The organism is Enterobacter adelaidei, from assembly GCF_041937165.1.
Lineage (GTDB): Bacteria > Pseudomonadota > Gammaproteobacteria > Enterobacterales > Enterobacteriaceae > Enterobacter > Enterobacter adelaidei.
Map to the genome: position 1 here is coordinate 547,909 of NZ_CP154353.1, position 13,919 is coordinate 561,827.

15 protein-coding genes are annotated in these 13,919 nt (G+C 53.7%); 9 read left to right on the top strand and 6 right to left on the bottom strand.

Annotation, left to right across the window (positions count from 1 at the left end; all coding sequences use genetic code 11):
• The first annotated feature begins 1 nt into the window (after position 1).
• From AAHF05_RS02730 to AAHF05_RS02750, 5 genes are all read left to right on the top strand, one after another.
• Positions 2 to 1,567 carry a hypothetical protein gene (locus AAHF05_RS02730; protein WP_129324080.1) on the top strand — a complete coding sequence of 522 codons (1,566 nt, stop codon included), beginning with the start codon at positions 2 to 4 and terminating at the stop codon, positions 1,565 to 1,567.
• Between the two features lie 234 nt (positions 1,568 to 1,801).
• Positions 1,802 to 2,293: a hypothetical protein gene (locus AAHF05_RS02735; protein WP_332615792.1), complete on the top strand. Its 492-nt coding sequence runs from the start codon at positions 1,802 to 1,804 to the stop codon at positions 2,291 to 2,293.
• Positions 2,286 to 2,756 (top strand): MarR family winged helix-turn-helix transcriptional regulator, encoded by a 471-nt coding sequence (locus tag AAHF05_RS02740; protein WP_129324079.1) that lies wholly within the window; start codon positions 2,286 to 2,288, stop codon positions 2,754 to 2,756. The genes AAHF05_RS02735 and AAHF05_RS02740 overlap by 8 nt, the downstream gene beginning before the upstream one ends.
• Positions 2,753 to 3,820 (top strand): HlyD family secretion protein, encoded by a 1,068-nt coding sequence (locus AAHF05_RS02745; RefSeq protein WP_028016538.1) that lies wholly within the window; start codon positions 2,753 to 2,755, stop codon positions 3,818 to 3,820. The genes AAHF05_RS02740 and AAHF05_RS02745 overlap by 4 nt, the downstream gene beginning before the upstream one ends.
• Complete coding sequence (locus AAHF05_RS02750) at positions 3,810 to 4,886, top strand: DUF2955 domain-containing protein (RefSeq protein ID WP_129324078.1); 1,077 nt, start codon at positions 3,810 to 3,812, stop codon at positions 4,884 to 4,886. Before AAHF05_RS02745 ends, AAHF05_RS02750 begins: the two co-directional genes overlap by 11 nt.
• On the opposite strand, the gene AAHF05_RS02755 is transcribed toward AAHF05_RS02750, so the two are convergent.
• Positions 4,883 to 6,154, bottom strand: coding sequence for a DUF445 domain-containing protein (locus tag AAHF05_RS02755; RefSeq protein WP_129324077.1), 1,272 nt, complete (start codon positions 6,152 to 6,154; stop codon positions 4,883 to 4,885). The two genes, AAHF05_RS02750 and AAHF05_RS02755, sit on opposite strands and share 4 nt — an antisense overlap.
• Before the next feature lie 169 nt (positions 6,155 to 6,323).
• On the opposite strand from AAHF05_RS02755, the gene AAHF05_RS02760 reads away from it, so the two are divergent.
• The gene (locus AAHF05_RS02760) at positions 6,324 to 6,611 is read left to right on the top strand and encodes a BrnT family toxin (protein WP_128348630.1); all 288 of its coding nucleotides are present in this window, start codon (positions 6,324 to 6,326) and stop codon (positions 6,609 to 6,611) included.
• Complete coding sequence (locus AAHF05_RS02765; RefSeq protein ID WP_129324076.1) at positions 6,598 to 6,900, top strand: BrnA antitoxin family protein; 303 nt, start codon at positions 6,598 to 6,600, stop codon at positions 6,898 to 6,900. Before AAHF05_RS02760 ends, AAHF05_RS02765 begins: the two co-directional genes overlap by 14 nt.
• A gap of 30 nt (positions 6,901 to 6,930) precedes the next feature.
• Here the strand turns inward: AAHF05_RS02765 and AAHF05_RS02770 are convergent, their stop codons facing one another.
• Both AAHF05_RS02770 and AAHF05_RS02775 read right to left on the bottom strand, forming a co-directional pair.
• Complete coding sequence (locus AAHF05_RS02770; RefSeq protein WP_128348632.1) at positions 6,931 to 7,569, bottom strand: LysE family translocator; 639 nt, start codon at positions 7,567 to 7,569, stop codon at positions 6,931 to 6,933.
• Positions 7,570 to 7,617: 48 nt separating this feature from the next.
• Positions 7,618 to 8,361, bottom strand: coding sequence for an AraC family transcriptional regulator (locus AAHF05_RS02775; protein WP_129324075.1), 744 nt, complete (start codon positions 8,359 to 8,361; stop codon positions 7,618 to 7,620).
• Between the two features lie 151 nt (positions 8,362 to 8,512).
• Between AAHF05_RS02775 and AAHF05_RS02780 the strand changes: the two genes are divergently transcribed.
• On the top strand, positions 8,513 to 9,883 hold the full coding sequence (locus AAHF05_RS02780) for an NAD-dependent succinate-semialdehyde dehydrogenase (protein WP_028016546.1): 1,371 nt from the start codon (positions 8,513 to 8,515) through the stop codon (positions 9,881 to 9,883).
• A gap of 50 nt (positions 9,884 to 9,933) precedes the next feature.
• Here AAHF05_RS02780 and AAHF05_RS02785 read toward each other — a convergent pair whose 3' ends face one another.
• On the bottom strand, positions 9,934 to 10,479 hold the full coding sequence (locus AAHF05_RS02785) for a YfaZ family outer membrane protein (protein WP_028016547.1): 546 nt from the start codon (positions 10,477 to 10,479) through the stop codon (positions 9,934 to 9,936).
• 410 nt (positions 10,480 to 10,889) lie between these two features.
• On the opposite strand from AAHF05_RS02785, the gene AAHF05_RS02790 reads away from it, so the two are divergent.
• Positions 10,890 to 12,248: an esterase-like activity of phytase family protein gene (locus AAHF05_RS02790; protein ID WP_129324074.1), complete on the top strand. Its 1,359-nt coding sequence runs from the start codon at positions 10,890 to 10,892 to the stop codon at positions 12,246 to 12,248.
• Between the two features lie 430 nt (positions 12,249 to 12,678).
• Here AAHF05_RS02790 and yjiA read toward each other — a convergent pair whose 3' ends face one another.
• Together yjiA and AAHF05_RS02800 are read right to left on the bottom strand one after the other, a co-directional pair.
• A complete protein-coding gene (yjiA, locus tag AAHF05_RS02795; RefSeq protein WP_332615457.1) occupies positions 12,679 to 13,632 on the bottom strand; it encodes a GTPase in 954 nt (317 codons plus the stop codon).
• Positions 13,633 to 13,642: 10 nt separating this feature from the next.
• The gene (locus AAHF05_RS02800; RefSeq protein WP_003856610.1) at positions 13,643 to 13,846 is read right to left on the bottom strand and encodes a YbdD/YjiX family protein; all 204 of its coding nucleotides are present in this window, start codon (positions 13,844 to 13,846) and stop codon (positions 13,643 to 13,645) included.
• Positions 13,847 to 13,919: the final 73 nt, after the last annotated feature.

A 13,919-nucleotide genomic window follows, 5' to 3' on the forward strand; every position in this document is an offset into this window, starting at 1 on the left:
CATGAAAAACTCCCTGCGGGAAGGCTGGATGCGTGACACGTACAGCTGGCTGGCTGAGCGGATAAACCCGGAAAAGGGAATGCGGCAGGGCATGGTATCCCGGTACTACAGGGGAATGATGGATAAACTGGATACTGACCAGGACGGCGAACTGAGTGGGCGGGAGCTTTTCCAGGCGATACACCACCCGGAAATGGGCGTGCGTAAGATAGTGTCACGGCTGGTGGTGAAACACGACTCTGAATGGTTCGGCGGCAGCAGCCATCACAAATGGGAGACGTTTTTCCAGAACTATGACCCGCTGCGCATTAATTACATGAAACAGTGGTGCGACACGCACGAATGGATGAGTCAGGTTCCGTCGTTTGATAAGGGTCAGGCTATCTGGCATATGCACCCAGTGGTGTTTCTGGACGCGATAAGCACACCGAAGGCGAAGGGGTGGGCACATTCACCGTTTGCGGATTTACTGGGGAATGTTGAATCGAAAAATGATTACACTGCGTACAACCGGACATGGCCGCACCCTCATCCCAAACACACTGAGGCGCACTATAAGACAAATTTGACATCAATGACGCTTGGGGAGGTTATGGCGGCCCAAAGAAAATTCGATATGTTCGCGACCGGACGTTTTCAAATAATCCCGGATACTCTTAAAGAAGCGGTGAGAGTGTTAAACCTGGATGTAAATGCACAGTATGACGAGGCTATGCAGGATAAGATCTTTGAAGAATATCTTATTAAAATTAAACGTGAGTCTATTATTAATTATCTTGACGGAAATGGAAGCGTAGAGGATGCTATTTACGCTTGGGCAATGGAGTTTGCTTCTGCTGGGGTGCGTAAAGGTAAGATAATAAATAAAGGACGTACAGCACACATTGAAGGTGTGTCTTATTACTCTGGTGATGGTTTAAATAGATCTCACATTATGCCAGATGAAATGGTTTCAATACTTGAGGTTTCAAAAAATGGGAAAAATAAATATATAGCTTTTAGCCTACTCTTCTCGCTATGTCCCTTTATAACAGATGTTAGAAGTGCTGAAAAACCAGTGCAAATTAGCAAAGGGCCATTCGCACAGTCAGTATCTCTAAATACAGAGCAAGAAAATTATTCAAGCTGGTGGAAAAAACAAATAAATACACAATTGAATAATCCCGTAAACTTTGCCGGGCATTACCGACTATTTGTTACCTCTGGAGGACACGGCAGTGAGTGCTTGCACGACTATTGGATCTGCGGATGGGTTATTGACAAGTTAACAGGCAAAGTTGTCTCTACACTCCCCCGCTCTCCAGAAGGGGGGGACAGTTATGTTGAAGCTGTTGATGATGGTACATCTACAGGGTTAAAATTTAAATATACCGCTAAAGGAGATAGTAAAGAATTAACCATCCAAGGACGCGCTGCTAATGCACCGCTTCAGCGTGATAATGGGGATTTTGCAGTTCCTGAATGTCGTTTGATCACGTATCGTTTTAACGGTTCAGATTTTGATACACTCAATGAAGTGAGCAATGGCTGTAAATTATCCGAACAAAACGTTATTTATGGTCATTGAGCATCACCTTCGTTTCAAAAAGAAATAACAATAGCAAAAAGGAATGTTATCGTTCCTTTTTGCTACCAAATATAGCTCCACCTAAACTACATTGAACGATAACATAATAATGACATGGGGTATTCATCATGCTCATGACCAAAGCCGCCTACGCCAGACACAAAGGCGTAAGCCGTCAGACTGTTTACAACCAGATAAAAAAGCGAGCTTGTGCGGGTGGGCGCAAAAATTGACGTGAGCGCCACCGAACAAAAAACAGCAAACACCGATATTCCGGCAGCGTGGTTCGACGATAGCAGGCTGGTCAACATCTCACCGAAAGCTACGCAGGATTATTCGCAGGAGAAATATCAGACCATTCAGACAGACCCTGACGAGGCCGCCGCCATTGTGCCGGAGCTCGATGATATTTACCCACTAGCGACAACCTACGAAGCGTTACAGTCCCGCATTTTTGATACTGTACTGGCGTCCACTCCTGAAACGCCAGCCAGTTGTAAAAGTCCATTTCAGCGACAACAAAACCAGTTGGGGGCGATTTTGGGGGCTAAATTTTATCGAACAATCAAAAATCCTTTTAATTTCAATAAATTTACCATTGCCAGATCATCCTCCAAAGGGAGATATCGTTTTCGCAATTCCTGCGCTTTTACCTCTCGTTTCTTGATACTTACCCTGATAACTATTATCGTGACCGCGTGTGATGAGAGGTTTCCCCATGAGTGAAGAAGATCTGTTTAGCCGCAGGCCGATGGGCATGCGGATGGCAATGATCGTGCGTCAGTGGCGTGCCGTCATTGACGATGCCATTCTCGATACCGGGTTAACCCAGTCGAGCTGGACAGTAATGATGCAGCTTCATCAGCTTGGGGATAACGTCTCGGTGAGTGAACTGGCGGAGATGCAGGGGATTGAACTGCCGCCGCTGATGCGCACTCTGACACAGCTGGAAAAGCAGGGATACCTGCTGCGCTCCGTATCTCCTTATGACAAGCGCATTCGGCTTCTGACGCTGACGCCTGAGGGAAAAACCATATTAAAAAGGCTTACTCAGGTGATTGAGACATATCAGTCGCGTGTATCGCAAAACATCGCGCCGGAACATATCGACATTTTCAGCTCCACCCTGAATCAATTCGCCTGCAATTTGCGGACAATCCGCGAAGAAGATAACAAGATCGAAAAATAATGACGCCTGAACAAAAGTTTGCCCGCTGGGTAAGGGTGAGTATTGCCTCTTTCCTGCTGATGTTTGTCTACTTTATCGTCGCGGATATCTGGATCCCGCTGACGCCAGATTCCACCGTGATGCGCGTGGTGACGCCGGTTTCTCCGCGCGTCTCCGGCTACGTGGCGGCAGTTCACGTGCATAACAACAGCCAGGTGAAGAAAGGCGATCTGCTCTTTGAACTGGATGACACGCCGTTTCGCAATAAAGTGGAAGCGGCGCAAATCGCGCTGGAGCAGGCACGTCTTTCCAACGAACAGCTGGATGCGCAAATCGCCGCCGCGCAGGCTAACCTGAAAACCGCCGTGCTGACCGCGCGTAACGACAAAGTCACGTTTGATCGTTATCAGAAGCTGAGCACCCTGCAGAACGTTTCGCAGGCGGATCTGGATAAAGTCCGCACCACCTGGCAGAGCAGCGAACAGTCTGTCAGTTCGATTCAGGCCAATATCCAGAACCTGCGCATCCAGCGCGGCGAGCGGGACGAGCACCGCAACGTGACGCTGCAAAAATACCGTAACGCGCTGGATGACGCAGAGCTGAACCTCGGCTGGACAAAGGTCTACGCGCAGGCGGACGGTACGGTGAGTAACCTGCAGTTAAGCCCCGGTTTCTATGCCTCGTCAGGCTCAGCCGCGCTGGCGCTGGTGAACAACCAGACCGATATCGTGGCCGACTTCCGTGAAAAAAGCCTGCGTCATACCCATCAGGGCACCGACGCGGCCGTGGTGTTTGACGCCTTTCCGGGGCACGTCTTTCGGGCCCACGTGACCAGCAGCGATGCGGGGATCCTTGCGGGCCAGGAGGCCGTTAACGGCCAACTATCAGAGCCGGAAACCTCTAACCGCTGGGTACGCGATGCCCAGCGGATGCGCATTCACGTGACGCTGGATGAAACGCTGCCGAAGCATCTGCCAACCGGGGCACGCGCGACCGTGCAGCTCTACAACAGTGAAGGCCCGTTTGCGCGCTTCTTCTCCGGGATGCAGATCCACCTGGTAAGCCTGCTGCACTATGTCTATTAATACGCTGGCGCGGGTATTTACCCCGCACGGTAATATCGTCTACACGGCAAACGATTTTCGTCAGACCCTGCGCATCGTTTTTGCCGGGATGATTGCCCTGAGCATCTCCAGCTTCTACAACACCAGCTACGGCGTGTTTTATGTGGTCTACCCGATCATGCTTCTGTCGCTGGTCCCGGTGTTTAACCGCCACGTGGCGAAGCAGTTTATCTTCAGCGCATCGCTAAACTGCGTTGAAATGGTGATTATCATCGGCTATCTGTCGCAATTGCCGCTTATTATGACGCTGGTGGTGTTTGCCCTGTACGTGATGCGTTTTCGCTTTATGAGCAAGGGGCCACTGTTCCTGTTCGGTTCGATGGGGGTGGTGTGTCAGAGCGTGATGCTCAACTTTATGAGTTACCCCACCACCAACTGGCACACGCTTTTGTTTTCCAACATCGAAGCGAGCATCATGGCGGTATGCCTGAGCGCGCTGATGAACTATCTCCTGCCGGATGTGGAGCCACGCAAGCCGCCACCGCTGATTGAGAAAGATGACGCCCGGGTGCGACACGAGTCGCTGCTCTCCGGCACCGTCGCGACGCTGATATTCGTGGTGTTTCAGATTAGCGATTTAAGCGATTCGCTCTCGGCGCTGATGGCGGGGATATTGATTCTGTTCCCGATGCACTATCGCGGCGCGGTGATGAGCTCCATCTGGCGCGTGGCTGGCGTGGTGTTGGGCTGTCTCTATATTCTGGTCGTCCAGCTTATCCTCTACGATCACAGCAGCCATATGCTGCTGATGATGCCACTTATTGGCCTCGGCCTGGCGTTTGGTGCGCGTCTGCATGTGATGGAGAAAGTGGGGGCCGGGGTGGGGTTTTCCAGTATTACCACCATCGGCATTATGTTCGGGCAGAACATGCACCCGGACACTGACCTGGTGTTCAGCGATCTCTATCGCATCACCTCCGTCACCTTTTCGCTGGTAGCAACGCTGACGATGGTCTTTCTCGTACATCTGGTTTTGAATCGCTTCGAGGCGACGCGCTACGTTATCGCGCCGCCCAAAGAAGATTAGAAACTCAGTACGACGGGGAGTTGCGAGAGTAAAAACAGGATCAGGCCAATCGTCCCGCCCACCAGCGTGCCGTTGACGCGGATGAACTGCAGATCCTTGCCAATATTCAGTTCAATCTGGCGGGACATATCTTTGGCGTCCCAGCTTTTGACCGTGTCGCTGATGTGCCGGGTCAGGAACGCGGCGAAATCCGGTGCGAGGCGGTGCGCGGCCTGCTCCAGATGCTCGTTCAGCGACGCCCGCAGGCTGGCGTCGTTTGTTAACGTTTCGCCAAACCATAACCCGGCGTTGGCGATGCGCTGCTTCACGCGCGAGTCTTCACTTTGCATATCCGCCTTTAGCCACTGGCGCAGGTCAGCCCACATTTCCCCCAGATAGCGGTTAAACGCCTCATCGTTCTTCAGATAGTGCTTGATGTTGTCGGCTTTCGCCGCCATCTCCGGGTCATTTTTCAGGTTGTCGATAAGCTTCAGCGTGGCGCGGTCGAACGCCTGGCGGATCTGGTGCGTGCGGTCGTGGCTGATATCGTCCAGCAGCGTATTTACCGCGTTCGATACCATCTCCGCACTCTGGTCACCTAGCCACTCGGTGGGAAGCACCATCGCCTTGCGCGGGTGCTCGGTCTTCAGCCAGTGGACAATCTGGTCGGCAATAAAGTCCCGCGTGCTTTCCCGCTGAATCAGGGTAATCAGGCGGTTGATGATGGCGTCCAGCAGCACCTGGTGGCGATTATTTCTGGTCATGCTTTCGAGGATCACGGCGCTGGTTTCGGTGAAATCTACTTTGTCGATGGCCTTATGCACCGCGCGCTTGAGCAGACGCTGGATACGTCCGTCGTCGGTGAGTTCGAGAAAACCGCTCATCACCTGCATCAGATGCAGCCCGACGCGCTGGGCGTTGTCTGGTTTACTGAACCAGGCACCGATCATCTGTGCGGGTTCATAGCGGCGGATCAACGCCACCAGCGACTGGGTATCAAGAAATTTTTCCTGCACGAACTGGCCAAGATTGTCGCCGATCCTGTCCTTATTGCGCGGGATAATTGCTGTATGGCGCGAGATGAAGGGAATGGGCACTCTGCGGAATAGCGCGACAACGGCAAACCAGTCTGCCAGCGCGCCGACCATCGCCGCCTCGGCAATGGCCTTAACACCGCGCACCCAGAAGGTCTGCGGCAGGAACAGGGTGATGATAAACGCCGCAGTGGCCAGCAGTAGCAGCGACAGCGCCAACAGCTTGGCGCGTTTGAGTTCAGTAATTTTTTCCATGGGGTAAGGATAGAGTGAGACGGGAGGAAAGTGCAAAGCAGGGAGCGTTATGTCTTTCCCGCTTCTGGAATCTGCCTTCCGGAAGTAAACACATCTTTTGCATATTGGGTTTAATCCTTGTGCAATTTGTATATGCTTTTTTGTATATACAATCAGGGAAGAGTACACTATGCCAATGGAGTATGAGTGGGATAGCAATAAGGCGAAAAGTAACCTGCGAAAACATGGCATACGCTTTGAGGATGCGGTTATGGTTTTCGACGATCCTTATCATTTGTCTATTCAGGATCGCTATGAGAACGGTGAGTTTCGCTGGCAAACCATCGGCCTTGTGCAAGGCCTTCTTGTTATTCTGGTCGCACATACGGTACGTTTTGAAAGCGGAGGAGAAATCATCCGTATTATTAGCGCACGAAAAGCGGACCGCAAAGAGAGGAGCCGTTATGAGCATCGTTAAACATAAACGAGGTAGTGCGCCTGAGGTAAGCCCTCGTCGTGAGGCTGAGCTCAAAGCATTAGCTGGAAAACCAGAAGCAGAGATTGATTACAGCGATATCCCTGCTATGGACGATGAACAGTGGTCAGGGGCGGTGCGAGGGAAATTTTATCGACCACTCAAAACTCAGGCATCTGTACGCATTGACGCTGACGTGATGGAGTGGCTTAAACGGCCTGGAAAAGGTTACCAGACGCGGCTGAATGCTATTTTGCGTGAAGCGATGCTGCGCGATCAAAACAAAAAATAAATAGCGGGCAGCGTTGGGCTGCCCGCTCTCTCAGCGTGTATTTTCCACCAACCGCCACAACACCCACCCACCAAACCCCATCAGCACTACTCCTGCCGCGCGCTCAATCAACCACAGCGAACGGCTGAGCTTCTGTTGCACCGCCGATAGCCCCATCAGCGACACCAGCGCCAGATCCCACACCAGAACCACCATCACCATCCAGACGCCGCAGGTCGCCTGCTGAAGCAGCGTGACGTCCGGTCCCAGTAGCGCCGTCATCAGCGCCAGATAGAACAACGCATTCTTCGGATTAAGCAGCGCGGAACCGAGCCCCAAAAGAATCTGCTTACGCAGTGAAGGGAAGCGCTGGTGAGTTTCATTCAGCGCCAGTGCCTGCGGTCGGCTGCGCACCAGATGCGAGCCGATCCATAGCAGGTACAGCGCCCCGCAAAGCTCGATAAGCGTAAATAGCCACGTAAACTGGCGCAGCGCGCTCCAGCCGATAATGACCAGTAAGATATACAACCCGTTGCCCGTAGCGATGCCGACGCACAGCCCGGCGCTGCCGCGTAACCGATAGCGCGCCGAGTAGCCCACAAGCAGGAAGAAATCCGGGCCCGGGCTTAACAGGGCAACAAAATGCGCCAGCGCCAGGGCGAGAAAAGCGGAAGGGAAGAACAGTTCCATAGCGACCTCAGAATGCAAAACCGGGTACAGACTACGGAAACGCAGAACCTATTTATTGTCTGATATTGATCGGCCCGTGGCGTACTGGCGCGGCGTGGCGGCGGTATAGCTCACGAAGGTCTTGTGAAAATGGCTCTGGTCGGCAAACCCGCTCTGGTAGCCGACGTCGGCGATATTATCCCCGGCGCGCAGCCGCGCTTTGGCATACTCTACTCGGGAGATATTGAGGAAGCTCCCCGGCGTCAGGCCGGTATCCTGTCTGAAAGTGCGGATCAGCGTCTCCTTGCGCAGCGAAAATCGTTGGGCAAGTTCGTCTAGGGAAGGCGGGCTGGCGAGATCGGAAAGAAATGCCTCCTGAACCTGCTGGCTGGTTACGCGAAGCGCGTCTGCGTTATCCGCACAGCGGGGAAGGGCAGAAAGCAGCCTGTCGACGGATGCCGGAGACATCGTCTCCACAATATCAAGGTAGTACTTAAAGAGCGCAGGGTTGCGAATCACCTGAAGCTCCAGAGGAAGCCCGGTGTCGATATAGAGCATGTGGTAGCTGCGCGGCTTTCCGGCGACGGGGTTGCAGCTGTGCGGCATATAAGCTGGGATCACAATCAGGTCCCCGGGCTGGAGGATGTACTCTCTGTCATGGCACATGCAGCAGGTCTGGCCTTCTACTATCGCGCCAATGGAGATCTGAGGATGACAGTGACGTTTGTACGCCTGCGTACTCTGCCACGTGCTTCGCAGCTCAAGTCCTGAGGCGCGGTGAAACGTCTGGCGGATATGTCGGGTATTGGTCATGGGAACTCCTTCTGGAGGTTTTTTATACCACGTCAAACAACCGTCTGGCAGCGCTTCATTAAGAACCTTCCGGATATACCCAACTTTACGTCCATAGCCAGTCACGTTGACTACCCTTAATACCCTAAGCGGTAAAACAAGGAGATTCGACATGGCTTATCAGACAGTAAATCCTGCCACTAACCAGCTCATCAAAGAATACCCCTCTCATACCGACGCGGATATCGAAGCAGCACTGAAGGCGGCCGATGCGCTCTACCATTCAGAATGGGCGAAAGGCGACATCAGCCAGCGCCTCCCGGTACTGCATAAGCTTGCCGACCTGATCGACCAGCGCACCGAGGAGCTGGCTAAAATCGCCAGCCAGGAGATGGGTAAGCTCATCGAACAGAGCCGCGGTGAGGTGAAGCTGTGTGCGAAAATCGCCCGCTATTATGCTGATAACGCGAAACAATTCCTGGCCCCGGTGAAGTATGAGTCTGAACTCGGGGAAGCGTGGGTGGAGTATCACCCCATCGGCGTGCTGATGGCCGTCGAGCCGTGGAACTTCCCGTATTACCAGCTAATGCGCGTTCTGGCGCCGAACCTGGCGGCGGGTAACCCCGTGCTGGCAAAACATGCCAGCATCGTGCCGCACTGCGCCGAGGCGTTTGCCCATCTGGTGCGCGAAGCGGGGGCACCGGAAGGGGCGTGGACTAACCTGTTTATCTCGTCCGATCAGGTGGCGAACATCATCGCCGACGATCGCGTGCAGGGCGCCGCGCTGACCGGTTCCGAAAAAGCCGGTAGCGTCGTGGCTGCGCAGGCGGCGAAGCACATTAAGAAATCGACCCTTGAGCTAGGTGGTAACGACGTCTTCGTGGTGCTTGATGATGCGGACCTGGACAAAGCCGTGAAGATTGGTGTGAATGCGCGACTCAACAACGCCGGGCAGGTCTGCACCGCGGCGAAGCGCTTTATCCTGCACGAGAAAATTGCAGATGCCTTCCTCAGCAAATTCACCGAGGCGTTTAAGCAGGTGAAGATTGGCGATCCGCTGGACGAAAGCACCACGCTGGGGCCGCTGTCGTCTAAAGATGCCCTGGAAACGCTGACCAGACAGGTTAACGAAGCGGTGAAAAACGGTGCGACGCTGCACTATGGCGGCAAACCGGTGCCGCGAGACGGGAGTTTCTTCGAGCCGACGATCCTGACGACTATCTCGCGCGACAACCCGGCGTATTTCGAAGAGTTCTTCGGCCCGGTGGCGCAGATGTTCGTGGTGAAAAACGATGACGAGGCGGTTGCGTTGGCCAACGACTCCCACTACGGCCTGGGCGGGGCGGTATTCAGTCAGAATATCGAGCGCGCGAAGAAAATGGCGTCGCGGATTGAAACAGGGATGGTGTATATCAACTGGCTCACCGATACCGCGCCAGAGCTGCCGTTCGGCGGGGTGAAGCGCTCCGGCTACGGACGCGAGCTGTCGGATCTGGGGATCAAAGAGTTTGTGAACCAGAAGCTGGTAGTAGTGCGTAAGTAAGAGGTAATAAAAAACCTGCCAGACGGCAGGTTTTTTATCTGTGCGGAGCCTTAGAAGCTCACGCCGCCGCCCACATAGGCGCCGTCAATCAGCGTATGGCCAGGACGGCCGTCTTTGCCATCTACGCTCACGTGACGGTAACCCACTTTCAGGGTCACTGGCGTAATTGGCGTCCAGCTTACGCCGCCATTGGCTTCAACGTAGTTTTTCACGCTGTTGTTCAGACCTTCTGGCGCGACATAACCTTCACCAAATACGTGAATGCTGTCGGTCAGGGCAACGTTAACGCCGCCACCAATCGGGAACGCCACGCCGTTATCGCCTTTTTTCGGGCCAAGGTAGATCGCCTTCGCGCCCGCATTCAGCATGACCGGGCCGACTTCCAGGTTGTAACCTGCACCCACGCCACCTGTCTGGGTGCCGTCGTCAGTGTTTTTAAGCCAGTTGCTTTCGGCATACAGGCCAGACGAGGATTTACCCATTTCCAGATTGAGGTTGGTAAAGTTTTTACCCTGCTCAATGCTGCCACCCATCGCCAGTGCGGAACCCGAGATAGCGGTCAGAGCAGAAAGAAGAAGAATATTCAGTTTTTTCATGTTTTATGCCTCGTCATCAAATTAATCTTACGGCACCTTAACAAGCGATGTTTATGACTGCAAATGTGGTTCGGATCAACTTTTTATACTGTAAATGTTAATTTTATTGCTCAAATTGTTATGAAGGTGTTTTGTTTTAGGGGTGTCAACGCGTGATTTTCTGCTGTTTAAGAACAGTTTAATTTTTTGACTAAACATAAACTGAACGAGGCGGGGATAATCATTCGGAATGCATTAATGGCATTTCTAATAATTTCCAGAAATGTTTCAGGTGTCATACAAAACCACAAAAAATTACATTTCTGGCGCTGACTATACGTTCAACTGCTCGGCCCTGTTTCCTCGCAATGTCATTTTTCTGACACGTTGATTCTTTACGGTGTTGGCTTCACTCTATGGATGCTAACAATATGAAAAGAAAAATTATTCCTGTACTTATCGGTTGTGCGCTCTCTTTCTCTGGCCTGGCGGCGCAGCCCACGGCTGAACACTATGTCGTTAGCTTTCCCGAAGGCTCCCACGTGAACTACAGCGGGGCGTTTGCTGATGCTTTCCCGCATGGACTTCCTGTCGGAATCGGTTCTGGCCTGTTGTTCACCGGCAAGCAGGGCGATGCGCTGACCTTCGTGACGGTTACCGATCGCGGTCCGAATGCGGACGCGCCAAAAATGGGTAAAAACGAAGCCAAAATTTTTGTTACGCCGGATTTCGCGCCGCTGCTGATGACCATCCGTGTACAAGACGGTAAAGCCGAGGCCATTGATGCCCGCCCTCTGCACGACGATAAAGGCGAGATTAACGGGCTACCGCTGCAAAGCGGCGTGATTGGCTCCACCAATGAAGTGGCATTCAGCGACACGTTAAAGACGCTGAAGGGTGACAACCGCGGGCTGGACACGGAAGGCATCACGCCGGACGGCAAAGGCGGATACTGGCTGTGCGACGAGTATGGTCCGTTCCTGATAAACGTCGACAGTAGTGGGAAAATCCTGGCTATTCATGGGCCGCAGGCGGCGGAAGGGGAAAAATCCATCGCGGGCGGTCTGCCAAACATTATCAAATGGCGTCAACCGAACCGGGGCTTTGAAGGCCTGACCCGCATGCCTGACGGACGCATTATTGCCGCTGTGCAAAGCACGCTGGATATCGACGGTAAAAGTAAAAAACAGGCGCTGTTTACGCGTCTGGTGAGCTTCGACCCGGCGACCGGGAAAACCGCGATGTACGGCTATCCCATCGACAGCTCCGCCTACAGTAAAAACAGTGATGCCAAAATTGGCGACATTGTGGCGCTCGATGACCAGCACATCCTGCTGATTGAGCAGGGAAGCGATAAAAACGACGGGATGCGTAACCTGATCTACAAGGTGGATCTCAGCAAGGCGAGCGACCTTTCCGCCTTTGACAAACCGGGCGAGTACCCGGAGTTTGATGATGAGAAGACCCTGGCGCAGCGCGGCATAACCCTTGCGGTGAAAACGCAGGTCGTTGATTTACGCGCCCTCGGCTGGCAGCAGGAGAAGGCCGAAGGGCTGGCGCTGATCGACAGCAAAACGCTGGCAGTGGCGAACGATAACGACTTTGGCGTAAAGGTGGCGATGCAAAACCCGGTCGAGGGCAAGAAGCTCAAGGATTATCGGGTGAACGCAGAAGGTAAGCTGACGCTGGATGATAAACCGGTGGAAACCACGCTCAGCGTGAAGCCGCTGAAGAAGCCGGAGTCAGACAGTGAGTTGTGGATTGTGACGCTGCCGGAGGCGGTGAAATAAGTATCCCCACAAAATAATGCCTGCACAGACGGCCCCCTCTCCCTTGAGGGAGAGGGCTGGGGTGAGGGGGAACATACGGCTGTGGAGGTTATTCCGTTCACTTTATGTTCCTTGCTACTCTGTAACGGCATGACCTGTGAACGTGCCAGGGTGGCTCACTCGCCACCACCCTGGCGACCCGGGCTCCCGGCGGTAAATCGCCGCTTCGCGGTGCCCTCAGCTTATTCCTTCAGGCTATCGGGTCGGGCATGAGCCTGCATCCCTGCAGGCCACACCCTCTCGGCGCATCCCTGCGCCTCGCCCCGGCCTTACGGAAACGCCTCGGCGATTTACAGCCGGACCAGGACATCGCTGTAATTTATTCATTTTCCTGATACAAAGCTCATCGCTTCAGGTTAATAAATTACTGGGCAGAGGGGATGCATAGCGTTTATTTCTGTAGTCCCGCAAATGCCGCCCGAATTTCCTCTTCCGGCAGCTGGATGCCAATAAACACCATCACGCTGTGTGGCGTTTCCTCACCCCACGGCCTGTCCCAGTCGGCGCTATATAAACGCTGTACACCCTGGAACAGCAGGCGGTTTGGTTCACCGTGTATCCACAGCATCCCTTTGTAGCGCAGCAGCTTGTCGGCAAACGACAGCAGCAGGTTCTCCATCACTCGCGAAACCTCGCCGATGTCCACCGGATAATCCAGCTCCACCACAATCGACGCCACGTCGTTTTGCTTATCTCCCATAAAGTGGAAGCGCGGCTTCGAGGTGACATTCTCTTCCAGCATAAAGCCGTTGGTGTTGAACAGCTGAGACAGGTCGATATCACCGTGCGTCACCGTGTAAATCGGGGCGCGGGAGTTGATGCGCGTCAGGCGCTCGCGCAGTTTTTCGCTCTCGCCCGCCACGTCGGTTTTGGTCAGCAGAATGCGGTCGGCATAACCCACCTGAGACTGAGCAATGGTGAACTGGTTCATCTGCTCGTCGGCGTGGACGGCATCGACAAGCGCAATCACGCCGTCCAGCAGGTAGCGCTGGCAGAGGATCTCATGGGCGAAAAAGGTCTGAATAATTGGGCCGGGGTCAGCCATGCCGGTGCATTCAATCACCAGGCGGTCGAAATTGATGTCACCACGATCGCGGCTGTCGAGCAGGTCCAGCAGAGCGTCTTCCAGTTCGTTAGAGCGGGTGCAGCAGATGCAGCCGTTGGTCAGGGTTTTGATCTGCGTGGCGCGATCGCCGATCAGCTGATCGTCTACCGAAACTTCGCCAAACTCGTTTTCGATAACGGCGATTTTGAAGCCGTGCTGCTCGTTCAGAATATGGCGCAGCAGGGTGGTTTTACCTGCGCCGAGGAAACCGGTCAGCAGGGTGACGGCAATCGGGGTCATGGTGTCTCCTTTAGCAGCAGCGGACGCCGCCTTCTCCACTTCCGCCGTAGCGCGCTTCCTGACGCTCGCGGAAGAATTCGGTGTAGGTCATGTACGGCTTATCCGGATGATTGGTCTTCATATGCTCAACGTAGTTGTCATAGTCCGGAATGCCAATCAGCATTTTCGCCGCCTGACCGAGGTATTTTTTTGCTTCGCCTAAGTTACCAAACATAACGCATCCTGATAAGAAAAAGCCCAGCGAGGTAAGACCGCTGGGCGTTGTGTCCCCTCACCCCGGCCCTCTC